General features: G+C 70.8%; 18 protein-coding genes and 1 tRNA gene. 1 reads left to right on the top strand and 18 read right to left on the bottom strand.

From position 1 onward, the window contains the following. Nucleotides 1-65: 65 nt before the first annotated feature. From coaE to ACFQ58_RS09140, 5 genes are all read right to left on the bottom strand, one after another. Nucleotides 66-683: a dephospho-CoA kinase gene (gene coaE, locus ACFQ58_RS09120; protein ID WP_376950758.1), complete on the bottom strand. Its 618-nt coding sequence runs from the start codon at nt 681-683 to the stop codon at nt 66-68. A gap of 102 nt (nt 684-785) precedes the next feature. Beyond that, on the bottom strand, nt 786-2234 hold the full coding sequence (rpsA, locus tag ACFQ58_RS09125; RefSeq protein ID WP_376950759.1) for a 30S ribosomal protein S1: 1449 nt from the start codon (nt 2232-2234) through the stop codon (nt 786-788). 142 nt (nt 2235-2376) lie between these two features. Further along, nucleotides 2377-4041: a DUF885 domain-containing protein gene (locus ACFQ58_RS09130; protein ID WP_376950760.1), complete on the bottom strand. Its 1665-nt coding sequence runs from the start codon at nt 4039-4041 to the stop codon at nt 2377-2379. Between the two features lie 68 nt (nt 4042-4109). Next, nucleotides 4110-6797, bottom strand: coding sequence for a DNA polymerase I (gene polA, locus ACFQ58_RS09135; protein ID WP_376950761.1), 2688 nt, complete (start codon nt 6795-6797; stop codon nt 4110-4112). 119 nt (nt 6798-6916) lie between these two features. Beyond that, on the bottom strand, nt 6917-7522 hold the full coding sequence (locus ACFQ58_RS09140; RefSeq protein WP_376950762.1) for an ANTAR domain-containing response regulator: 606 nt from the start codon (nt 7520-7522) through the stop codon (nt 6917-6919). Between the two features lie 36 nt (nt 7523-7558). Here ACFQ58_RS09140 and ACFQ58_RS09145 point away from each other — a divergent pair. Beyond that, nucleotides 7559-7644 (top strand) — tRNA-Leu (locus ACFQ58_RS09145). 85 nt (nt 7645-7729) lie between these two features. Here ACFQ58_RS09145 and pyk read toward each other — a convergent pair. The 13 genes from pyk to hisG all read right to left on the bottom strand — a co-directional run bounded on the left by pyk (nt 7730) and on the right by hisG (nt 23714). Further along, a complete protein-coding gene (pyk, locus tag ACFQ58_RS09150) occupies nt 7730-9145 on the bottom strand; it encodes a pyruvate kinase (protein ID WP_376950763.1) in 1416 nt (471 codons plus the stop codon). A gap of 70 nt (nt 9146-9215) precedes the next feature. Then, nucleotides 9216-10673 carry a glutamate synthase subunit beta gene (locus tag ACFQ58_RS09155; RefSeq protein WP_376950764.1) on the bottom strand — a complete coding sequence of 486 codons (1458 nt, stop codon included), beginning with the start codon at nt 10671-10673 and terminating at the stop codon, nt 9216-9218. Beyond that, nucleotides 10666-15189 carry a glutamate synthase large subunit gene (gene gltB / locus ACFQ58_RS09160; protein ID WP_376951115.1) on the bottom strand — a complete coding sequence of 1508 codons (4524 nt, stop codon included), beginning with the start codon at nt 15187-15189 and terminating at the stop codon, nt 10666-10668. The genes ACFQ58_RS09155 and gltB overlap by 8 nt, the downstream gene beginning before the upstream one ends. A 165-nt stretch (nt 15190-15354) precedes the next feature. Next, nucleotides 15355-16347 (bottom strand): prolipoprotein diacylglyceryl transferase, encoded by a 993-nt coding sequence (gene lgt / locus ACFQ58_RS09165; protein WP_376950765.1) that lies wholly within the window; start codon nt 16345-16347, stop codon nt 15355-15357. 64 nt (nt 16348-16411) lie between these two features. Next, entirely contained in the window at nt 16412-17197 is a 786-nt protein-coding gene (trpA, locus tag ACFQ58_RS09170) for a tryptophan synthase subunit alpha (protein ID WP_376950766.1), read from the bottom strand. Further along, nucleotides 17194-18399, bottom strand: a complete 1206-nt coding sequence (gene trpB, locus ACFQ58_RS09175; RefSeq protein ID WP_376950767.1) for a tryptophan synthase subunit beta — start codon at nt 18397-18399, stop codon at nt 17194-17196. The genes trpA and trpB overlap by 4 nt, the downstream gene beginning before the upstream one ends. 1 nt (nt 18400) lies before the next feature. Beyond that, nucleotides 18401-19171 (bottom strand): indole-3-glycerol phosphate synthase TrpC, encoded by a 771-nt coding sequence (trpC, locus tag ACFQ58_RS09180; protein WP_376950768.1) that lies wholly within the window; start codon nt 19169-19171, stop codon nt 18401-18403. Nucleotides 19172-19174: 3 nt separating this feature from the next. Then, nucleotides 19175-19405, bottom strand: a complete 231-nt coding sequence (locus ACFQ58_RS09185; RefSeq protein ID WP_376950769.1) for a DUF6704 family protein — start codon at nt 19403-19405, stop codon at nt 19175-19177. A 33-nt stretch (nt 19406-19438) separates the two neighbouring features. Further along, nucleotides 19439-20125: a Trp biosynthesis-associated membrane protein gene (locus tag ACFQ58_RS09190; protein WP_376950770.1), complete on the bottom strand. Its 687-nt coding sequence runs from the start codon at nt 20123-20125 to the stop codon at nt 19439-19441. An 8-nt stretch (nt 20126-20133) separates the two neighbouring features. Further along, nucleotides 20134-21669, bottom strand: a complete 1536-nt coding sequence (locus tag ACFQ58_RS09195) for an anthranilate synthase component I (RefSeq protein WP_376950771.1) — start codon at nt 21667-21669, stop codon at nt 20134-20136. Beyond that, nucleotides 21666-22106 carry a phosphoribosyl-AMP cyclohydrolase gene (gene hisI, locus ACFQ58_RS09200; RefSeq protein ID WP_376950772.1) on the bottom strand — a complete coding sequence of 147 codons (441 nt, stop codon included), beginning with the start codon at nt 22104-22106 and terminating at the stop codon, nt 21666-21668. The genes ACFQ58_RS09195 and hisI overlap by 4 nt, the downstream gene beginning before the upstream one ends. Next, nucleotides 22103-22864 carry an imidazole glycerol phosphate synthase subunit HisF gene (gene hisF, locus ACFQ58_RS09205; RefSeq protein WP_376950773.1) on the bottom strand — a complete coding sequence of 254 codons (762 nt, stop codon included), beginning with the start codon at nt 22862-22864 and terminating at the stop codon, nt 22103-22105. Before hisF ends, hisI begins: the two co-directional genes overlap by 4 nt. Before the next feature lie 10 nt (nt 22865-22874). Further along, nucleotides 22875-23714, bottom strand: coding sequence for an ATP phosphoribosyltransferase (hisG, locus tag ACFQ58_RS09210; protein ID WP_376950774.1), 840 nt, complete (start codon nt 23712-23714; stop codon nt 22875-22877).

Here is a 23714-nt window from a genome sequence, read left to right on the forward strand (position 1 = left end):
CCACCGACACGCGGCCCGGGTACGCCGACAGCGAAGCAGACGACGCGACCCGCGCCATCCTCCGGCTATGCCCGCTTGGTCCGACGCTCGCGATCGATGCGCACCCAGAGGTCGTCGGCTTGGCTCATCGTGTGCGCGAGCGAGCCGCCCGTGTCGACGACGACATCGGCGACGGCACGTCGGTCGGCGTCGCTCACCTGCGCGTCGACGCGGGCCTCGGCCTGGATCGGATCGAGCCCGCGCTCCTTGACGAGGCGCTCGACCTGCGTGCGCTTGGGTGCGCTCGTCACGACGATGAGGTCGAACGGGTGGTCGACCTGCGCCTCGACGAGCAGGGGCACGTCGTAGACGACGACCGCATCGGGGTCCTCCTGCTCGGCCTTGGCGATGAGGCGACCCGAGAGCTCGCGAACGGCCGGGTGGACGATCGCGTTGAGCCGCGCACGAGCGCCCTCGTCGCGGAAGACGATCTCACCGAGCTTCTGCCGGTCGAGCATGCCGTCGTGGCTCAGGACGCCCTCGCCGAACTCGCGCACGATCGCATCGAGGCACGCCGTGCCGGGTTCGACGACGCGCCGCGCAAGCTGGTCGGCGTCGAGGTGGATCGCGCCGTGCTCGACGAGGCGACGGGCGACGGTGGATTTTCCGGAGGCGATCCCTCCGGTGAGGCCGATCAGGTACACACGTCCCACCCTATCCGTGCGGATCACCCCGGCTCGCATCCGCGCAGACACCGGAAGGCCGGCCCCGTGCGGGACCGGCCTTCCGTGGTGCGTTCGAGCTGACTAGTTGCTCGAGAGCTTCTCGCGCAGTGCCGCGAGCGACGCGTCGTCGGCGAGAGTGCCGGCCGACGAGGAGTCGCTCGAGTACGACGAGGTGCCCGACGAGAACGAGTCGTCCGAAGCCTGGGCCGCGAGCGACGCGGCGACCTGCTTCTTGTGCGCCTCCCAGCGAGCCTGGGCGGCAGCGTACTCCTGCTCCCACTTCTCGCGCTGGGCCTCGAAGCCCTCGCGCCACTCGTTGGTCTCGGGGTCGAAGCCCTCGGGGTACTTGTAGTTGCCCTGCTCGTCGTACTCGGTGAGCATGCCGTAGAGCGCCGGGTCGAACTCGGTGCCCTCGGGGTCGACGCCCTCGTTGGCCTGCTTGAGCGAGAGCGAGATGCGGCGACGCTCGAGGTCGATGTCGATGACCTTGACGAAGACCTCCTCGCCGACCGACACGACCTGCTCGGCGAGCTCGACGTGACGGCCCGACAGCTCGGAGATGTGCACGAGGCCCTCGATGCCGTCCGCGACGCGGACGAACGCGCCGAACGGGACGAGCTTCGTGACCTTGCCCGGGGTGACCTGGCCGATCGCGTGCGTGCGCGCGAAGACCTGCCACGGGTCCTCCTGGGTCGCCTTGAGCGAGAGCGAGACGCGCTCGCGGTCGAGCTCGACGGAGAGCACCTCGACGGTGACCTCCTGGCCGACCTCGACGACCTCGGACGCGTGCTCGATGTGCTTCCACGAGAGCTCGGAGACGTGGACGAGACCGTCGACGCCGCCGAGGTCGACGAACGCACCGAAGTTGACGATCGACGAGATGACGCCCTTGCGGATCTGGCCCGGGTGGAGGTTCTGCAGGAAGGTCGAGCGCGACTCCGACTGGGTCTGCTCGAGCAGCGCACGGCGCGAGAGCACGACGTTGTTGCGGTTCTTGTCGAGCTCGAGGATCTTCGCCTCGATCTCCTGGCCGAGGTACGGCGTGAGGTCGCGGACGCGGCGGAGCTCGATGAGCGACGCGGGCAGGAAGCCGCGCAGGCCGATGTCGACGATGAGGCCGCCCTTGACGACCTCGATGACCGAGCCGGTGACGACGCCGTCGTTCTCCTTGATCTTCTCCACGTCGCCCCAAGCGCGCTCGTACTGCGCGCGCTTCTTCGACAGGATCAGACGGCCTTCCTTGTCCTCCTTCTGGAGAACCAGGGCCTCGACGGTGTCGCCGACGTTGACGACCTCGCTGGGGTCGACGTCGTGCTTGATGGAAAGTTCGCGGGAGGGGATGACACCCTCGGTCTTGTACCCGACGTCGAGGAGGACCTCATCGCGGTCGATCTTCACGACGGTGCCCTCGATGAGGTCGCCATCGTTGAAGAACTTGAGCGTCTTCTCGACCGCGGCGAGGAAATCGTCAGCAGATCCGATGTCGTTGATCGCGACCTGCTTGGGCGCCTTGGTCGTTGCGGTTGTCATGTAGTGGATGCTCCGTTATGGACAAAATCAGGCCCGTCGCGGAAAGAGCGTGTGTTAGGACCGCGGCGGGCAGGCGGACATGGATGTCACACGAGTGACGCTTCATCCTAGCCGCATCATTCGCCCCGCGGCAACCGCGCGCTCAGCCGGCCAGCGCCCCACGCAGCGTGTCGAGGCCCATGCCCCCGAGTGCGAGCGCCCGCGAATGGAACGAGCGGATGTCGAACGCATCGCCCTCACGTCGCCGCACGTCGTCGCGGAGCTGCTCCCAGATCCGCTGGCCGACCTTGTAGGAGGGCGCCTGGCCGGGCCAGCCGAGGTAGCGGTGCACCTCGAAGCGCACGAACTCGGGCGACATGTTGACGTTGGCGCCCATGAACTCGAACGCGTACTCCCCTGACCAGGTGCCCTGGCCGTCAGGGCGCGGCTTGCCGAGGTGGACGCCGATGTCGAGCACCACGCGCGCGGCGCGCATCCGCTGCCCGTCGAGCATGCCGAGCCGGTCGGCCGGATCGTCGAGGTAGCCGAGCTCCTCCATGAGTCGCTCGGCGTAGAGCGCCCAGCCCTCGGCGTGGCCCGACGTGCCCGCGAGCTGCCGGCGCCACGTGTTCAGGAGCCCGCGGTTGACCACGGCCTGGCCGATCTGCAGGTGATGGCCCGGCACGCCCTCGTGGTACACGGTCGTCTTCTCGCGCCACGTGTCGAACTCGGTGACGCCCTCGGGCACCGACCACCACATGCGACCGGGTCGCGAGAAGTCGTCGCTCGGCCCGGTGTAGTAGATTCCGCCCTCCTGCGTGGGCGCGATCAGGCACTCGAGCGTGCGGATCTCGGCCGGGATGTCGAACTGCGTGGCACCGAGCTCGGCGACGGCACGGTCGCTCGTCTCCTGCATCCAGCGCTGCAGCGCGTCGGTGCCGACCAGCTTGCGCGAGGGATCCGCTTCGAGGTGTGCGACCGCTTCGGCGACGGATGCGCCGGGCAGGATCTCGCGCGCGACGGCCTCCTGTTCCGCGACCATCCGGGCGAGCTCCTCGAGGCCCCACTCGTACGTCTCGTCGAGGTCGATCATCGCGCCGAGGAACCGGCGCGACTGGAGCGCGTACGCGTCGCGACCGACGGCGTCCGCGGCGCCCGCCTCGGGCGCGAGCTCGCGCTCCAGGAAGTCCGCCAGGCGCGCGTACGCGGATGCCGCGGCACCGGCGTTCCGGTCGAGTTCGCCCTGGAGCGCCTCGCCCGCGTGCTCGCCCGCGCCCCCGACGAACGTCGGGAAGAAGCCGTCGGCACGGGCGTGGCGCCGGGCCTGCACGGCGACCTCGCGGACCTGGCGCACCGCCGGCACGACCCCGCGGCGGACGCCGAGGCGGAGCGTCTCGATGTACCCGTCGACGGCAGCCGGCACCGCGCCGAGCCGGGTGGCGATGCGCTCCCAGTCGTTGGCCTCGTCGGTCGGCATGAGGTCGAAGACCTCGCGGATCTCCTGCGCCGGGCTCGCGATGACATTGAGGTCGCGCATGTAGAGCCCGGCCGCGTCGCTCAGGAGGTCGAGGTCGAGCTCGCTGCCGAGGTCGGCGACGGTGATGCGGTCGACGTCGTCGGCGGGCGCCGCGGCACGCAGGGCCCCCAGCGCGGCTCGCTTCGCCTCGACGCGCGCCGCGTGCCCGTCGGGCGAGTAGTCGGGAAGGCGGTGATCGTGCTCGGTTCGACCTAGGTAGGTGCCGGCGACGGGGTCGAGCTCGACGATGGTGTCGACCCAGTCCTCCGCGACCCGGTCGACGTCGGTGAGCGTGCGCGTTGCGGTGGCCATGCGGGCGAGCCTAGACGAGCGGATGTCGCGGCCGCGAACCTGCGAGGACTCCTCGCCTCGGACGGCGATCAGTGCGCCGCGTCCTCCCAGTCGCGGCCGCGGCCGACCTGCACGTCGAGCGGCACGAGCAGGTCGGCGGCATGCGACATCCGGTCGTGCACGATGGCCTCGACCTCGTCGCCCTCGCCCGCGGCGACCTCGAAGATGAGCTCGTCGTGGACCTGCATGAGCATGCGCGAGCGCAGGTCGCGGGCCTGCAGCTCGCGCTCGACGCCGATCATCGCGAACTTCATGATGTCGGCCGCCGAGCCCTGGATGGGCGCGTTGAGCGCGGCGCGCTCGGCGTTCTCGCGCAGGACGCGGTTGGGGCTGTTCAGGTCGGGGAACGGCCGGCGCCGGCCGAAGATGGTCTCGGTGTACCCGTCGAGCCTGGCCTGCCCGACGACCCCGCGAAGGTAGTCGCGCACGGCGCCGAAGCGCTCGAAGTACTCCTTCATGAGCTGCGTCGCCTCGGCGCGGTCGATCCGGAGCTGCTTGGAGAGGCCGAAGGCGCTGAGTCCGTACGCGAGACCGTATGACATGGCCTTGACCTTGGTCCGCATGAGCGGCGTCACGTCGGCGGGATCGACGTCGAAGATGCGGGCACCCACGAACCGGTGGAGGTCTTCGCCGGAGTGGAACGCCTCGATCAGGCCCGGATCCTGCGAGAGGTGCGCCATGATGCGCATCTCGATCTGCGAGTAGTCGGCGGTGAGCAGCTCGCCGAACTCGGTTCCATACGTGAACGCCGCGCGGATCCGTCGCCCCTCTTCGGTGCGGACGGGGATGTTCTGCAGGTTCGGATCGGTCGACGAGATGCGGCCGGTCGTGGTGCCCACCTGCACGTAGCTCGTGTGCACGCGGCCGTCGGATTGGATCGACTTGTCGAGCGCGTCGACGATCTGCCGCAGCTTCGTCGCGTCGCGATGCTCGAGCAGCAGGCCGAGGAAGGGATGCGGGTGCGATTCCTGCAGGTCGGCGAGCGCACCCGCGTCGGTGGAGTACCCGGTCTTGGTCGCGCGCGTCTTGGGCATGCCGAGCTGGTCGAAGAGCACCTCCTGCAGCTGCTTGGGCGAACCGAGGTTCACCTCGCGGCCGAGCTCGGCGTAGGCCGCCTCGGCGAGCGACGCCGCGCGCTCGCCCAGTTGCCCGGACAGCTCGGCGAGCTTGCCGTGCTCGACGGTGACCCCGCGCAGTTCCATCTCGGCGAGGATCGCCACGATCGGGATCTCGATGTCGGCGAGCACGCGGCGCGAACCTTCGGAGAGGGCTGCGAGCACGACCGGTGCCACGCGGAGCGAGTACCACGCGAACTCGGGCGCCCCTGCGGTCGAGTCGGCGTCGGGGACGAGCTGCGCCGGGTCGGCCATGGGCACCGTCTCGCCGAGGTAGCGGGACACGAGGTCGGGCAGGTCCTTCTCGACGAGGCTCGGGCGCATGAGCCATCCGGCGACGAGGTTGTCGACGACCAGGCCCTGGAACGCGAGGCCGGAGCGGCGCAGGGCCTTGAGCTGCGGTTTCGCGTCGGTCATGACCTTGGGCGCGTCGCTCGCCAGCCAGCGCTCGAACGGCTCGAGGTCGGCCGTGCCGGGCTTCCACGCGAGCTGCACCGACTCGGTGTTCGTCGCGATGCCGGCGCCGATGACCTTGCCGTCGAGCGTCTCGAGGCTGAGGCCCAGCCCCGCCGGCTCGGCTGCCGTCGCCCGCTCGAACCAGCCCGCCAGCTCGGCGCCGCGCAGCTCGTGCGGCGTCGGGGCGGTCGCCGCGGGCTCGGGCTCGGCCGCGAGCGCCGCGGTGCCGTCGGCCGTGAGCCCGTTGGACTCGGCCGCCATCTTGCTGACGCGCTCGAGCAGCGTCTTGAACTCGAGCCGGTCGAACAGCTCGCGGACGGCCGCCTCGTCCATGGGCTGCGCCGCGAGCTGCTCGAGGTCGAGGTCGAGCTCGAGGTCGCGCACGAGGCGGTTGAGCCGCCGGTTGCGCACCGCGTTCTCGCGCTCGCGCCGCAGGTTGTCGCCCACGACGCCCTTGATCTCGTCGATGTGCTCGAGGATGCCGTCGAGGCTGCCGTACAGCCCGAGCCACTTCACCGCGGTCTTCTCGCCGACCTTGGTGATGCCCGGGAGGTTGTCGCTCGTCTCGCCGACGAGCGCGGCCACGTCGGGGTACTGCTCGGGCCGCACTCCGTAGCGCTCGACCACGGCATCGGCGTCGTAGCGCTTGAGCTGCGACACGCCCTGCACGTTGGGGTACAGCAGCGTGACATCGTCGTCGACGAGCTGGATCGTGTCGCGGTCGCCCGACACGACCAGCACGTCGTAGCCCTGGTCCTTGCCGCGCGTCGCGAGCGTGGCCAGGATGTCGTCGGCCTCGTAGTCCTCTTTCTCGAGCACCGTGATGCGCATCGCGCGCAGGGCGTCTTTGAGGAGGCCGATCTGGCCCTTGAACTCAGGCGGCGTCTCGCTGCGATTGGCCTTGTACTCGGTGTACTCCCGCGTGCGGAACGAGTGGCGCGACGTGTCGAAGGCCACCGCGAGGTGGGTGGGCCGCTCGTTGCGCAGCAGCATGAGCAGCATCGAGAGGAAGCCGTGGATCGCGTTGGTGTGCTGGCCGTCGCGCGTGCTGAAGCTGTCGACGGGAAGCGCGTAGAAGGCGCGGTAGGCCAGCGAGTGGCCGTCGACGACGAGGAGGGTGGGCTTTTCGAGGGTGGGGCTCGGCACCCACCAAGACTACAAGCGGCCACCGACGCCGATCGGCCGGCTGCCGGACGACGGACGCCGCGACGAACGGGTCGTCGCGGCATCCGGGAACACGTGGCGCGTGCGCAGCGCCGGAGGGTCTACTTCTTTGGAGCGAGCTGCTCGATGATCGCCTGGGACACGTCCTTCATGGTGAGGCGACGGTCCATCGACGCCTTCTGGATCCAGCGGAACGCCTCGGGCTCGGTGAGGCCCATCTTCTCGTTGAGCAGGCCCTTGGCGCGGTCGACGAGCTTGCGGGTCTCGAAGCGCTCGACGAGGTCGCCGACCTCGGCCTCGAGCGCGATGATCTGCGCGTGGCGCGCGAGCGCGATCTCGATCGCGGGCAGCAGGTCGTTCGGAGTGAACGGCTTCACGACGTAGGCGAGCGCCCCCGCCTCGCTGGCGCGCTCGACGAGCTCTCTCTGGCTGAAGGCCGTGAGGAGCACGACCGGGGCGATGTGCCCCTTGGAGAGCCGCTCCGCGGCCGAGATGCCGTCGAGCTGCGGCATCTTCACGTCCATGATGACGAGGTCGGGACGCAGCTCGGTCGCCAACTGGACCGCCGTCTCGCCGTCTCCGGCCTCGCCGACCACCTCGTAGCCGTTGTCGCGCAGGATCTCGACGATGTCGAGGCGGATGAGCGACTCGTCTTCCGCGACGACGACGCGTCGCGGTGCCGGCTGGGTGTCTTCCGTGTCTGTCACCCTGAAAGCCTACGGTATTCTGGCCGGGGCCTCCGGGCCGGTGTGGCGGAATGGCAGACGCGGAGCACTCAAAATGCTTTGCCCGAAAGGGCGTGTGGGTTCGACCCCCACCACCGGCACCAACAGCAGTCGCGGCGACCGCGACGCCCGAGCACGACGAAGGCCCGGCCATCCGCTCGGACGACCGGGCCTTCGAATCGGGAGGCGCTAGAGGACCTCGCCGACGACGTGCACGCGCACGTCGTTCGTGGTGCCGGGGATTCCGGGAGGGGACCCGGAGATGATGACGACCTTCTCGCCGGCGTCGGCCTTGCCGGTGCGCGCGAGCACCTCGTCGACCTGGCCGACCATCTGGTCGGTGTGGGTGACGCGCTCGACGACGAACGACTCGACCCCCCAGTTCAGCGCCATGCGCCGGCGGATCTCGGGGTAGGGCGTGAAGGCAAGGATCGGGATGATGCTGCGCAGTCGCGACATCCGGCGCACCGACTCACCGGTCTCGGTGAACACGCACAGGTACTTCGCCTCGACGAAGTCGGCGACCTCGACCGCGGCGAGCGTGATCGCACCCGCCTGCGTGCGCGGCTTCGTGCCGAGCGGCGCGATGCGGTGCAGCCCGTGCTGCTCGGTCGACGAGATGATGCGCGCCATCGTCTTGACGGTCTGGACCGGGTACTCCCCCACGCTGGTCTCGCCCGAGAGCATGACCGCGTCGGCGCCGTCGAGGATCGCGTTCGCCACGTCGGAGGTTTCGGCGCGCGTCGGGACCGGCGCGTGGGTCATCGACTCGAGCATCTGGGTGGCGACGATCACCGGCTTGGCGAGGCGCCGCGCGATCTCGATGGCGCGCTTCTGCACGATGGGCACGGCCTCGAGCGGGAGCTCGACGCCGAGGTCGCCGCGCGCGACCATGATGCCGTCGAACGACTCGATGATGTCTTCCAGCGCGTCGACCGCCTGCGGCTTCTCGATCTTCGCGATCACCGGGAGGCGACGGCCCTCTTCCGCCATGATCTCGTGCACCCGCACGATGTCGTGCGCATTGCGCACGAACGAGAGGGCGATGATGTCGGCTCCGAGCTGGAGCGCCCAGCGCAGGTCGGCCTCGTCCTTCTGGGAGAGCGCCGGAACGTTGACGGCGACGCCGGGCAGGTTGATGCCCTTGTTGTTGGAGACGGGCCCGGCGACGATGACCTTCGTGGTCACTACGGTGCCATCGGTCTCGAGGACCTCGACGCGGACCTTGCCGTCGTCGATCAGCAGGTGGTCGCCGGCCTCGACGTCGTGCGGCAGGCCCTTGAACGTCGTGCCGACGATCTCCTTCGTGCCGAGGATGTCGTCGGTCGTGATCTTGAAGATGTCGCCCTCGGCCAGCTCGTGGGGGCCGTTCTCGAACTTGCCGAGCCGGATCTTCGGGCCCTGCAGGTCGACGAGCACCGCGACCGCACGGCCGGAGTCGTTCGCGGCCTTCCGCACGTTCTGGTAGACGCCCTCGTGCACGTCGTAGCTGCCGTGGCTGAGGTTCATGCGGGCGACGTCGACGCCGGCATCGATGATCGCGCGGATCTGCTCGTAGCTGGACGTGGCCGGCCCGAGCGTGGCGACGATCTTCGCTCTTCTCATGTTGGTGTGTGCTCCAGGGGTTGCGCGCCGAAGCGCTGGTACGGACTGCCGGGCGCCGGATGACGCGGGGTCAGATGGCGAAGGCTCGCGCCGTCGCGGGGATCGGGCTCGGCAGCTGCGTCTCACCCTCAAGGTAGCGGTCGACGGACGCAGCCGCAGCACGGCCCTCGGCGATCGCCCACACGATGAGCGACTGCCCGCGACCGGCGTCACCGGCGACGAAGACACCCGGCTCGGAGGTCGCGTAGTCGGCGCCGCGCGCGAAGTTGCCGCGCTCGCTCGCCTGCAGGCCGAGCTGGTCGTTCGCGGCCTCGGTCTCGGGGCCGGTGAAGCCCAGCGCGAGCAGCACGAGGTCGGCGGGGATCTCGCGCTCGGTGCCGGCCTTCGGCACGCGGCGGCCGTCGAGGTACTCGGTCTCGGCCACGCGGATGGCGCGGACCTCGCCGACCTCGTTGGCCAGGAACTCGACCGTCGAGGCGAGGTACTGGCGCACGCCGCCCTCCTCGTGCGCGCTCTGCACCTCGAACAGGGTCGGATGCATCGGCCACGGCTGCTCGGTCGGTCGCGTCGGGCTCGGCTGCTTGCCGATCGCGAGGTTCGTCACCGAGAGCGCGCCCTGGCGGTGCGCGGTGCCGATGCAGTCGGCGCCCGTGTCGCCGCCGCCGAGGACGACGACGTGCTTGCCCTCGGCCGTGATCTGGTCGAAGACGTCCTCGCCGGCGATGCGGCGGTTGGACTGCACGAGGTACTCCATCGCGAAGTGCACGCCGGGCAGGTCACGGCCCGGGATCGGGAGGTCGCGCGGCACGATCGCACCCGTCGCGACCACGACCGCGTCGTAGCGACGACGCAGCTCGCCCCATGAGAGGTCGACGCCGATCTCGACGCCGGCACGGAAGCGCGTGCCCTCGGCGGTCATCTGCGCGAGGCGGGCGTCGAGGACCTTCTTCTCCATCTTGAAGTCGGGGATGCCGTAGCGGAGCAGGCCGCCGATGCGGTCGTCGCGCTCGTACACGGCGACCGTGTGGCCGGCGCGCGTGAGCTGCTGCGCCGCCGCGAGGCCTGCCGGACCCGAGCCGACCACGGCGACCGTCTTGCCCGTGAGCCGGCCCGGGGGCTGCGGCTGCACCCAGCCGTTGCCGAACGCCTGGTCGGCGATCGAGACCTCGACCTGCTTGATCGTCACGGCGGGCTGGTTGATGCCGAGCACGCACGCCGACTCGCAGGGCGCCGGGCACAGGCGGCCCGTGAACTCCGGGAAGTTGTTCGTCGCGTGCAGGCGCTCGCTCGCCGCGCGGCCCTCGCCGCGCCAGGTCAGGTCGTTCCACTCGGGGATCAGGTTGCCGAGCGGGCAGCCCTGGTGGCAGAACGGGATGCCGCAGTCCATGCAGCGGCCGGCCTGACGGCGCAGCTGCGCCGAGTCGCCCGCCTCGTAGACCTCTTTCCAGTCCATGATGCGCACCGGCACGGGGCGCCGCTTGGGCAGCTCGCGCTCGGTGACCTTCAGAAAGCCCTTCGGGTCAGCCACCCGTCACCTCCAAGATCCGAGTCCAGACCACGTCGCCGTCGGGGTCGAGCCCCTCGTCGACCGCCGTCTGACGGGTACGCAGCACGGCCGCGTAGTCGCGCGGCAGCACCTTGGTGAAGCGGTCGAACGCGGCATCCCCGTCGGTGAGGAGGGCCGCGGCGACCGCAGAGTCGGTGTGCTCGAGGTGCTGCTCGAGCAGGTCGCGCACGATCTCGTGGTCGGCGCTGCCGAGCGGGTGCAGTTCGAGCTCGCCACTCGATATGGCCTCGCGGTTGACCCGCGACTCAGCGAGGTCGAGCACGTACGCCGTTCCGCCCGACATTCCGGCGCCGAGGTTGCGGCCGGTCGCGCCGAGGATCAGCGCGAGCCCGCCGGTCATGTACTCGAGCGCGTGGTCGCCCACGCCCTCGACGACCGCGGTCGCACCGGAGTTCCGCACCAGGAAGCGTTCGCCCACGATGCCGCGGATGAACATGCTGCCCTGCGTCGCGCCGTAGCCGATGACGTTGCCGGCGATCACGTTGCGCTCGGCGACGAACCCGGCCTCCCGTGACGGGCGGACGATGATCTGCCCGCCCGACAGTCCCTTGCCGACGTAGTCGTTCGAGTCGCCCTCGAGTCGCAGCGTGATGCCGCTCGGCAGGAAGGCGCCGAGCGACTGTCCGGCGGAGCCGGTGAGCGTGACGTCGATCGACGCCGTCGGCAGGCCCTGGGCGCCGTGCCGCATCGTGACCTCGTGGCCCAGCATCGTGCCGACCGCGCGCTCGGTGTTGCGGATCGGCAGCGCGACCTCGACGCGACCGCCCTGCTCGAGCACGAGCTGGCTGCGTCGGATGAGCTCGTTGTCGAAGTGCTCGTCGAGCTCGTGGTCCTGCGCGCGACCGTTGCGACGCGGGTCGGACTCTGAGAAGTCGGGGCCGACGAGCACCGGCGTGAGGTCGAGGCCCGACGCCTTCCAGTGCGCGACCGCACGGTCGACGTCGAGCAGCTCCCGACGGCCGATGATCTCGTCGAGCGAACGGTAGCCGAGCTCGGCGAGGTACTCGCGCACCTCCTGCGCGATGAACTCGAAGAAGTTGACCACGAACTCGGGCTTGCCCGTGAAGCGCTTGCGCAGCTCGGGATTCTGGGTGGCGACGCCGACCGGGCACGTGTCGAGGTGGCAGACGCGCATCATGACGCAGCCCTCGACGATGAGCGGGGCGGTCGCGAAGCCGAACTCCTCGGCACCCAGCAGCGCGCCGATGACGACATCGCGGCCCGTCTTCAGCTGGCCGTCGACCTGCACGACGACGCGATCGCGCATGCCGTTCAGCATGAGCGTCTGCTGCGTCTCGGCCAGGCCGAGCTCCCAGGGGGTCCCGGCGTGCTTCAGCGAGTTCAGCGGGCTCGCGCCGGTGCCGCCGTCGTGCCCGGAGACCAGGATGACGTCGGCCAGGGCCTTCGCGGTGCCCGCGGCCACCGCGCCGATGCCCGACTGGCTCACGAGCTTGACGTGGATCCGGGCGTGCGGGTTGGCGCGCTTGAGGTCGAAGATGAGCTGCTTGAGGTCTTCGATCGAATAGATGTCGTGGTGCGGCGGCGGTGAGATGAGGCCGACGCCCGCCGTCGCGTGACGCGTGCGGGCGACCCACGGGTACACCTTCGTCGGCGGCAGCTGCCCGCCCTCGCCGGGCTTGGCGCCCTGGGCGAGCTTGATCTGGATGTCCTCGGCGTGCGTGAGGTACATGCTCGTGACGCCGAAGCGACCCGAGGCGACCTGCTTGATCGCACTGCGGCGCTCGGGGTCGAGGAGTCGATCGAGATCCTCGCCGCCCTCGCCGGTATTCGACTTCGCGCCGAGCCGGTTCATGGCGATCGCGAGGGTCTCGTGCGCCTCCTTCGAGATCGAGCCGTAGCTCATCGCCCCCGTCGAGAAGCGCTTCACGATCGACTCGACCGGTTCGACCTCGTCGATCGGCACGGCCGTCCGCACGCCCGTGCGCAGCGCGAACATGCCGCGGAGCGTCATGAGCTGCTCGGCCTGGGAGTCGACCATGTCCGTGTACTCGCGGAACACGTCGTAGCGGCGGTTCCGGGTGGAGTGCTGCAGGCGGAAGACCGTCTCGGGGTTGAAGAGGTGCGGCGAGCCGTCGCGGCGCCACTGGTACTCGCCGCCGGTCTGCAGTCGCTCGTGGGCCCGCACCGCGGCATCCGCCGGGTAGGCGACGGCGTGACGCGCGAGGTTCTCGGAGGCGATCACGTCGATGCCGACGCCACCCAGCTTGGAGGTGGTGCCCGTGAAGAACTCGTCGATGAAGTCCTGCGCGAGGCCGACCGCCTCGAACGCCTGGGCGCCGGCGTACGACGAGATCGTCGAGATGCCCATCTTCGACATGATCTTGAGCACGCCCTTGCCGAGCGCGGTGATGACGTTGCGAACCGCGTGCTCGGGCGTCACGCTCGCGAGCACGCCGGAGCGCACGAGGTCCTCGCAGGTCTCCATCGCGAGATAGGGGTTGACCGCGGAGGCGCCGTAGCCGACGAGCAGCGCGACGTGGTGCACCTCGCGGACGTCGCCGGCCTCGACCACGAGGCCCGCCTTCATGCGGGTCTCGGAACGGATGAGGTGGTGGTGCACCGCCGAGAGCATGAGCAGCGACGGGATCGGCGCGAGGTCCTTCGTGGAGTCGCGGTCGCTGAGCACGATGAACGAGGCGCCCTCGTCGATCGCCTCGTCGACCTCGTGGCAGAGCTCGGCCAGCCGGGCGCGCAGGCCGTCGGGGCCCTCGTCGACGCGGTACAGGCCGCGCAGCGTGCGGCTCGCCCGCGCACCCGACGGCGCAGTCATGTGCACGATCTTGGCGAGCTGGTCGTTGTCGATGACCGGGAAGTCGAGCGACACCTGGCGGGCGTGCTCGGCGCCGGCGGAGAGCAGGTTGCGCTCGGGTCCGAGCGAGGTCGACAGCGAGGTGACGACCTGCTCGCGGATCGAGTCGAGCGGCGGATTCGTCACCTGCGCGAACTGCTGCGTGAAGTAGTCGAAGAGCAGGCGCGGCCGCTGGGACAGCACCGCGATCGGGGTGTCGGATCCCATCGCCCCGATCGGCTCCTGGCCGTTGGCGGCCATGGGGGCGAGCAGGATCTTCACCTCCTCCTCGGTGTAGCCGAACGTGCGCTGGCGGCGGTTGACCGAGGCCGGCGGATGCACGATGTGCTCGCGCTCGGGCAGGTCGGCGAGGTGGATCCGGCCCTCGTCGAGCCAGTCGCCCCACGGCGCCGAGGCGGCGAGGTCGGACTTGATCTCGTCGTCCTCGATGAGGCGGCCCGCGTCGGTGTCGACGAGGAACATGCGGCCCGGCTGGAGCCGGCCCTTGCGGACGATGCGGTGCTGCGGCAGGTCGAGCACGCCGATCTCGCTCGCGAGCACCACGAGCCCGTCGTCGGTGACGACGTACCGGCCGGGACGGAGGCCGTTCCGGTCGAGCGTCGCGCCGACGAGCGTGCCATCGGTGAAGACGATCGCCGCGGGTCCGTCCCACGGCTCCATGAGCATCGAGTGGTACTCGTAGAAGGCGCGCCGCTCGGGATCGATCTCGGTCTGCTTCTCCCACGCCTCGGGCACCATCATCATGACGGCATGCGGCAGGCTGCGGCCCGCGAGCGTGAGGAGCTCGACCACCTCGTCGAACGACGCGGAGTCGCTCGCGCCGGGCGTCACGATCGGCATGAGCGGCGCGAGGTCGCCGAGCAGCTCGGACTCGAGCTGGGACTGGCGCGCGCGCATCCAGTTGCGGTTGCCCTGGATGGTGTTGATCTCGCCGTTGTGCGCGATCATCCGGAACGGCTGCGCGAGCGGCCACGAGGGGAACGTGTTCGTGGAGTACCGCGAGTGCACGAGCGCGAGCCGCGAGGCGAACCGCTCGTCGGAGAGGTCGGGGTAGAACGGCTCGAGCTGGAGCGTGGTGACCATGCCCTTGTAGACCAGGGTGCGGCTCGACAGCGAGGCGAAGTACAGCTCGAGCTCGCGCTCGGCGCGCTTGCGCAGGCGGAACGTGAGCCGGTCGAGGGCGATGTCCGCGAGGTGCTCCCCCTCGGACGTGCTCGCGGAGCTGCGCACGTAGAGCTGCTGGACGACGGGCATCGCGGCGCGCGCCAGCGTGCCCAGCTCGTCGGGGCGCACGGGGACCTCGCGCCATCCGAGCACCTCGACCCCCTCGGACGCCGCGATGCGCTGCAACCGCTGCTTGAGGGCGCTGCGGGAGGTCGGATCGACGGGCAGGAACGCGTTGCCGACGGCGTAGCTGCCGGCCGGCGGCAGCGGGAAGCCGGCCACCTCGCGGAGGAAGGCGTCGGGCACCTGGGTGATGATGCCCGCGCCGTCGCCGGTGCCGGCGTCGGAGCCGACCGCACCGCGGTGCTCCAGGTTCCGCAGCGCGTCGAGCGCGGCGGTGATGATGTCGTGGCCTGCGCTGCCGCGCAGCGTGGCGACCATCGCGAGCCCGCAGGCGTCCTTCTCGGCGGCGGGGTCGTACATGCCCTGTGCGGGCGGCACGGTTCCGAACCGCGAGTGGGGAGGGGGAAGCGACACGTTGGACCGTCCTCGGTATCTCGGTGGCACGGGGACGACGTCGGCCCACGATGGAGGATTCGCAGCGCTAGGTGCGGCGCTACGGCGGAGAACGTGGTGGTGGCGTGCCCCCTACGTGGAGGCCGAGCGGCTCGAGCTTGTGGCAGCCGGCTCGCCGGGTTCGTTCTCACCCTCGACGCCATCGTCGAGAGAGTCTGAGTCGGACTCGGTGGAGTCGTCCGAGTCTACCTCAGCATCGGCGGGCTTCCATTCACGGCCCTGGCGGTACACGCTCGGCTCGATGCCGGGGTGCCGGCGTCGCTGCACGAAGATGATGACGATGCCGATGAGGATGGCGAGGAACGACGCCCACACGTTCGACCGGATGCCGAGGAACATCTCGCTCGGGTCGACCCGGATCGTCTCGAACACCGCGCGACCCGCGCCGTACCAGATCAGGTAGGCGCCGAACAGCATGCCCCACCGCAGCCGGAAGAACCGCTCGAGTCCGAGCAGCACGACGATGCCGGCGATGTTCCAGATGATCTCGTAGAGGAACGTCGGGTGGAACAGGGTCCCGTCCTCGAGGCCGGCGGGGAAGGCCGGATTGGTCGACTCGATCTCGAGCCCCCACGGCAGGTCGGTGGGCCACCCGAACAGCTCGTGGTTGAACCAGTTGCCGAGACGGCCGATCGCCTGCGCGAGCAGCAGGCCCGGCGCGAGCGCGTCGGCGAACGACCAGAACCGCAGGCCGGTGATCCGGCACGCGATGATCACGCCGATCGCGCCGCCGATGAGCGAGCCGTAGATGGCGTTCCCGCCCTCCCAGATCGCGAACACGCGCCAGAGCTCCTGGCCGGCGAAGTAGTCGTCGGGGTGGGTCAGCACGTGGTAGATGCGCGCGCCGATGATGCCGAGGGGGACCGCCCAGAGCACGACGTCGAGCACGATGCCCGGCTCGGCGCCCCGCTTCGTGAGCCGGCGCGAGGTCCAGATCGTGGCGACGATGATGCCGGCGAGGATGCACAGGGCGTACATCTGGATGTTCAGCGTGCCCCACGGGACGGGGATCTCGAGGGTGCGCCACGCCTCATCGGGGCTCGGGATGCTGATCGGTGCGATCACGCCGGCGTCTGCCTTTCGTCGATGGTGCGGAACCGCCCTGCGTGGCGGCCCCGTCGAGACTACTTCACTTGCGGGCGGTGCCGCGCGCGAGCTCGGCCGCGAGCGCTCCGGCGGCCTCGACGCCGCCCTCGGCGAGGGCCTTCACGAGCGCCGAACCGACGATCGCGCCCTCGGCGTACTCGAGCACCTCGGCGACCTGCGTCGCCGTCGAGATGCCGAGCCCGACGCAGCTCGCCGGCGAACCCGCCTGGCGGAGCCGGCCCACGAGGCCTCGAGCCGCCTGGTCGACGTCGGTGCGCGCGCCGGTGATGCCCATCGTCGAGACCGCGTAGACGAACCCGCGACTGGAGTCGACGGCCTGGCGCAGGCGCACGTCGGTCGACGTCGGCGCCGCCAGGAACACGCGGTCGAGCCCGGTGCGCTCGGAGGCGGCGATCCAGTCGGCCGCCTCGTCGGGGATCAGGTCGGGTGTGATGAGACCCGCTCCCCCGGCGGCCGCGAGGTCGTCGGCGAAGCGGTCGACGCCGTACTGCACGACGGGGTTCCAGTAGGTCATGATCAGGACCGGCGCGTCGACGCGCGCCGTGATCCGCCGCACGGCCTCGAACCCGTGCGCGAGGCGGAAGCCGTTCGCGAGCGCCTGCCGCGTCGCCGCCTGGATGACCGTGCCGTCCATGACCGGGTCGGAATACGGCAATCCGAGCTCGAGCACGTCGACGCCGTTCTCGACGAGCGCGACGGCGGCCTCGACGCTCTCGTCGAGCGTCGGGAAGCCCACCGGCAGGTAGCCGATCAGCGCGCCGGCCGCCTCGTCGTTGCGTCGCCGGATGACGGGACCCACGCCGCTCATGCGTCGGCTCCGTCGTACAGGCCGAAGTACCGCGCTGCGGTGTCCATGTCCTTGTCGCCGCGGCCGGAGAGGTTGACCAGGATCGTCGCGTCGCGACCGAGCTCCCGGCCGAGCTCGAGTGCGCCGGCCAGCGCATGCGCCGACTCGATCGCCGGGATGATGCCCTCGCTGCGAGTGAGCAGCCGCAGCGCCTGCATGGCGGCGTCGTCGGTGACCGCCCGGTACTGCGCGCGGCCGATGGCGGCGAGCCACGAGTGCTCGGGGCCGACTCCCGGGTAGTCGAGTCCGGCGGAGATGGAGTGCGACTCGATGGTCTGGCCGTCCTCGTCCTGGAGGAGGTAGCTCCGCGCACCGTGCAGGACGCCCGGCCGCCCCTTCGAGATGGTCGCGGCGTGGCGGGGCGTGTCGACGCCCTCGCCGCCGGCCTCGAAGCCGTACAGCGCGACATCCGCGTCGTCGAGGAAGGCGTGGAAGATGCCGATCGCGTTCGATCCGCCGCCCACGCACGCCGCGACCGCGGTCGGCAGCCGGCCGGTCAGCTCGAGGACCTGCTCGCGCGCCTCTTCGCCGATGACCTTCTGGAAGTCGCGGACCATCTCGGGGAACGGGTGCGGCCCGGCCACCGTGCCGAAGATGTAGTTCGTGGTCTCGACGTTGGTCACCCAGTCGCGCATCGCGTCGTTGATCGCGTCCTTGAGCGTGCGCGAGCCGGTCTTCACGGCGATCACCTCGGCGCCGAGCAGCCGCATGCGGGCGACGTTGAGCGCCTGGCGCTCGGTGTCGACCTCGCCCATGTAGATGGTGCAGTCGAGCCCGAACAACGCGGCGGCCGTGGCGGTCGCCACGCCGTGCTGGCCGGCGCCGGTCTCGGCGATGACGCGGCGCTTGCCGATGCGCCGGGTGAGCAGCGCCTGGCCGAGCACGTTGTTGATCTTGTGCGAGCCGGTGTGGTTCAGGTCTTCGCGCTTGAGGATGACGCGGGCGCCGCCCGCCTGCTCGGCGAAGCGCGGCACCTCGGTGATGATCGACGGCCGGCCGGTGTAGGTGCGGGCGAGCTCGTCGAGCTCGCGGCCGAACTCGGGGTCGAGCTTGGCGAGGGTGTACGCCTCGGAGAGCTCGTCGAGCGCGGCGATCAGGGATTCGGGGACGAAGCGTCCGCCGAACTCGCCGAAGTACGGACCGGTCTGGGCTCGGAGGTCCATGTCATACCGCCAGGAAAGCTGAGAGGTTCGCGATGGGGTCGCCCGTGACGAGGGCCTCGCCCACGAGCACCGCGTCGGCACCGGCGGCGCGGTAGTGCGCGACATCGGCCGCCGACAGCACGGCCGACTCGGCCACGCGGATCGCCCCCTGTGGGAAGCGGTCGGCGAGGCGGCCGAACAGGTCGCGGTCGAGCTCGAAGGTGGTGAGGTCGCGGGCGTTCACGCCGATGAGCCGGGCGCCGAGTTGCGCGGCGCGGTCGAGTTCATCGGCGGAGTGGGTCTCGACGAGCGGGGTCATGCCGAGCTGGGTGATGAGCCCGTGCAACTCGGCGAGCGTCGAGTCGTCGAGCGCGGCGACGATCAGGAGCACGAGGTCGGCGCCGGCGGCGCGCGCCTCGAACACCTGGTACGGCGTCGCGATGAAGTCCTTGCGGAGCACCGGCAGCGACACTGCGGCGCGCACCGCCTCGAGGTCGGCGAGGGATCCGCCGAACTTGCGGCCCTCGGTCAGCACGCTGATCGCGCTGGCGCCGCCGAGCTCGTAGGTACGCGCGAGCGCCGCCGGGTCGTCGATGCTCGCGAGCGAGCCGCGCGACGGGCTCGACCGCTTGATCTCGGCGATGACCTTGACGCGATCGGCGGGCGCGAGCGCCGCGAGCGCGTCGATGGCGGCCGGGCGTGCCAGGGCCGCGGCCTCGACCTCGGCGAGGGGACGGTCGGCGCGACGCGTCTCAGCGTCGGCGACCGCGTTCGCGGTCAGCTCGGAGAGCACGCGTCAGTGCACCTTGGGCGCGGTCTTCGCACCGTCGACACCGTAGCCGGCGCGCGCGAGGGCCCAGCCGACGATCATGCCGATCACGAGCAGCACGGCGGAGGCCCACACGAGCCACGGCACGTCGAGGAAGAAGGCCACCGTGCCGATGGTGATGGCCACGAGCATGATCACCACCGCGGTCCACGCCGCGGGCGAGTGTCCGTGGCCGGGGTCGGCGTGCTCAGTGCTCATGGTGCTCCTTCTGTGGCTGGGTCGCTGGAAAGTCTAGCGGGTGGGGTCCGAGGGGTCGTTCGCGCCATCCGCGTCGCTGTCGGGTCTCTCGACAGGGCCGGTGGCGCTCGTCTCCACGGTCGGGTCGTCGCCGCGGCTGAGCCCGTCCCAGTCGTCGACGGCCCGATCGGATGTCGCGGCCGCCCGCGTTCCGTCGGCCGCGAGCCGCGCGCCCCCGCCGTACCGGCGCGACGTGGGCCAGGCGCGCCCGGTGGCGACGACGAGCACGCCCGCGAGCACGACGAGCACGCCGCCGGCGATCGCGACCACAGGCCAGGCGGTGGCGGTGATCGACGCGATCAGCGCCGCGGTGGATTCGCCGCCCGCGACGCCGGTCGCCTCCGCCACCGCGCCGGAGACCGCCGTGACGGGGTCGGCCGACGAGAGCGACGCGGCGAGCACGAGGCATCCGCCCAGCACCGCGGCCAGCAGGCCCAGCACGATCCGGATCAGCGGGCCGGCGATCGCGAGCGCGCCCGCGAGCGCGAGGCCCGCGAGCGCCAGCGCCGCGATGGCCGGCGAGGCGGTCGCCCCACCCACCTCGAGGGTCGTCGCACCCCCGGCCGCGGCCCCGTCGACGAGCGTCACCGTGAACCACGTCTGGCTCCAGGCCAGCAGGCCGAGGCCCGACCCGGCGAGGATGCCGAGGATCGAGGGCAGCTTCATCCGCTCGAGTCGCACGCGAACCCCTACCGGACGCGACGCATCGCGTTGGCGACGGCCACGGCGCGCAGCGGCGCGGCCGCCTTGTTGACCGACTCCTGGTACTCGGACTCCGGATCCGAGTCGGCCACGAGCCCGCCGCCGGCCTGCACGCGCGCGACGCCGCCCGAGATCGTCGCGGTGCGGATCGCGATGGCGAGGTCGGCGTCGCCGCCGAACCCGAAGTAGCCGACCACTCCCCCGTAGACGCCGCGCTGCGCGGGCTCGAGCTCGTCGATGATCTCGAGCGCACGCGGCTTGGGAGCGCCCGAGAGGGTGCCGGCCGGGAACGTCGCCCGGAACACGTCGATCGCATTGGCGTCGCCGCGGAGGTCGCCCTCGACCGATGAGACGAGGTGCATGATGTGGCTGAACCGCTCGACGCGCATGAACTCCGTCACTTCGACCGAACCGGCGTCGCACACCTTCGCGAGGTCGTTGCGGGCGAGGTCGACGAGCATGAGGTGCTCGGCCTGCTCCTTGGGGTCGGCGATGAGCTCGGCCTCGAGGTCGGCGTCATCCTCGGGCGTGGCGCCGCGGGGCTTGGAGCCCGCGATGGGGTGCGTGTAGACCCGGCCGTCCTCGACCTTCACGAGTGCCTCGGGCGAGGAGCCGACGATCCAGTACGGCTCGCCCGCGACATCCTCGAGGTGCAGCAGGTACATGTACGGGCTCGGGTTGAGGCTGCGCAGCACGCGGTAGACGTCGATCGGGTGGGCCGCGGCATCCTGCTCGAACCGCTGCGAGACGACCACCTGGAAGATGTCGCCCTCGCGGATGTAGTGCTTCGAGCGCTCGACCGCCGCGAGGAAGTCGGCCTTCTCGGTTCGGTACCGCGGTTCGGCGGCACGCGCGAGGTCGATCTCGGCGAGGTACGCCTCGGCGGGCGTCGCGAGGGCGGCCTGCAGGCGATCGAGCCGGGCCTGCGCATCGGCCCAGAGCACCTCGGGCGCGTCGCCGAGGTCGTTCAGCACGGATGCCACGAGCTGCACCGTGCCCGTCCGGTGGTCGATCACGACCAGCTCGGACACGAACGCGAACGCCTGCCCGGGCACCGAGAAGTCGGCGGGCGGACGGTTCGGCAGGTGCTCGATCTGGCGGATCGCCTCCCACCCGATGAAGCCGACGAGCCCACCGGTGAGGGGCGGCGCGCCCGGCACGTCCGGCGTCGCCCAGCGCTCGTACAGCGCCTCGAGGGCGGCGAGCGGGGCCAGGCCGCCGGATGCCTCGCCCAGGGCGCGTCCACGTGCCAGGCCGGTGTCGATCCAGTCCACCGTGCCGTCGCGCTCGGTGAGCACGCCGTACGACGCGGCGCCGACGAACGAGTAGCGCGACCAGATGCCGCCCTGCTCGGCGGACTCGAGCAGGAACGTGCCCGGCCGGTCGCCGGCGAGCTTGCGGTAGATGCCGACGGGCGTCTCGCCGTCGGCGAAGAGCTCGCGGACGACCGGGACGACGCGGCGACCCTCGAGCAGCGCAGTGAAGTCGTCGAGGCGGGTCGTGGCGGTGTTCGCGGCCGTCATCGTGCTCCTCCGTGCGGGGCGTCGGGGTCGGTCGATCCGGCGGGACTCGCGACCACGACGGGCAGCGGGTCGCCGTCGAAGCAGGTGCGCGTTCCGGTGTGGCACGCCACGCCGACCTGCTCGACCTTCACGAGCAGCGTGTCGGCGTCGCAGTCGAGCGCGGCCGCCTTCACGAACTGCGCGTGTCCGGACGTGTCGCCCTTGCGCCAGTACTCCTGCCTCGAGCGCGACCAGAATGTCACGCGCCCCTCGGTGAGCGTGCGACGCATGGCCTCGCGGTCCATCCACCCGAGCATGAGCACCTCGCCGGTGTCCCATTGCTGGATGACGGCGGGCAGCAGCCCGTCGTCGTTGAACGCGGCGCGGTCGACCGCGGACCCATCGGGCGTCCACGCGTCGCTCGTGAACTCCAGCTCCTCGTCGCCCGTGCCGTTCATCGCACGATCCTTCCGTCTGCTGCCAGGGCACGCTTGACGTCGTCGACCGTCAGCTCGCCGTTGTGGAACACGGATGCCGCGAGGACCGCGTCGGCTCCGGCGGCGATCGCGGGCGCGAAGTGCCCGACCTCGCCCGCGCCGCCCGACGCGATGACGGGCACCGATGCGAGTTCGTGCATCAGTCGCACGAGCTCGAGGTCGAAGCCCTGCTTGGTGCCGTCGGCGTCGATCGAGTTCACGAGCAGCTCGCCGGCGCCGAGCTCGATCGCACGGCGCGCCCAGTCCAGCGCATCGAGGTCGGTCTCGGTGCGGCCTCCGTGCGTCGTCACGACGAAGCCCGATCCGGTACGGTCCGAGCGCTTCACGTCGAGCGAGAGCACGCACACCTGCGCGCCGAACCGGTCGGCGATCTCGGTGATGAGCTCGGGGCGCGCGATGGCGGCGCTGTTCACGCCGATCTTGTCGGCGCCGTGGCCGAGCAGCCGCGCGACATCTTCATCGGATCGCACGCCGCCGCCGACCGTGAGCGGGATGAAGACCTGCTCGGCCACCTGCCGAACCATGTCGTAGGTCGTCGAGCGGTCGTCGACCGTCGCGGTCACGTCGAGGAAGGTCAGCTCGTCGGCGCCCTGCTCGGCGTAGCGGGCCGCGAGCTCGACGGGGTCGCCGGCGTCGCGGAGGTTGAGGAAGTTGACGCCCTTGACGACGCGGCCGCCGGCCACGTCGAGGCACGGGATCACGCGGACGGCGAGGCTCATCGACCGCTCCCTACAGGCGCGCCGCGTGGATGGCGCTGACGAGGATGGCGCGGGCGCCGAGCGCGTACAGCTCGTCCATGACGTGGTTCATCTCGGTGCGCGGGATCATGACCCGCACCGCGACCCACTCGGGATCGTGCAGCGGCGACACCGTCGGCGACTCGAAGCCGGGAGCGACCTCGGTCGCCGCCTCGAGCCGCTCGACCGGCACGTCGTAGTCGAGCAGGACGTACTGGCGTGCGACGAGCACGCCCTGGAGGCGCCGGACGAGCGTCTGCGTGCCGAGCTTCTCGACGCCCGAGCCGATGAGCACGGCGTCGGACTCGAGGATGACCGGCCCGAAGATGTCGAGCCCGGCCTTGCGCAGCGTCGACCCGGTCGAGACGACGTCGGCGACGGCATCGGCGACGCCGAGCCGCACCGCGGACTCGACCGCGCCGTCGAGCTTGACGAGCTTCGCGGTCACCCCGTGACGGGCGAGGAAGTCGCCCACGAGGCCCGGGTAGCTCGTGGCCACGCGCACACCATCGAGGTCGGTGAGCTCGCTGAACGCGCCGGGCGCGCCGGCGAAGCGGAACGTGGACTCGCCGAACCCGAGCGGGGCGATCTCGGCGGCCTCGGAACCGGAGTCGAGGAGCAGGTCGCGGCCCGTGATGCCGACGTCGAGGGCGCCGGAGCCGACGTAGGTCGCGATGTCGCGCGGGCGGAGGTAGAAGAACTCGACGCCGTTGCGCGGGTCGGCGACGATCAGTTCTTTGGGGTCACGTCGGCCGGTGTAGCCGGCCTCGTAGAGCATCTGCGCGGCGGTGTCGGCGAGCGAACCCTTGTTGGGCACGGCGATTCGGAGCAT

The organism is Agromyces sp. NPDC056523 (assembly GCF_042794545.1).
GTDB lineage: Bacteria > Actinomycetota > Actinomycetes > Actinomycetales > Microbacteriaceae > Agromyces.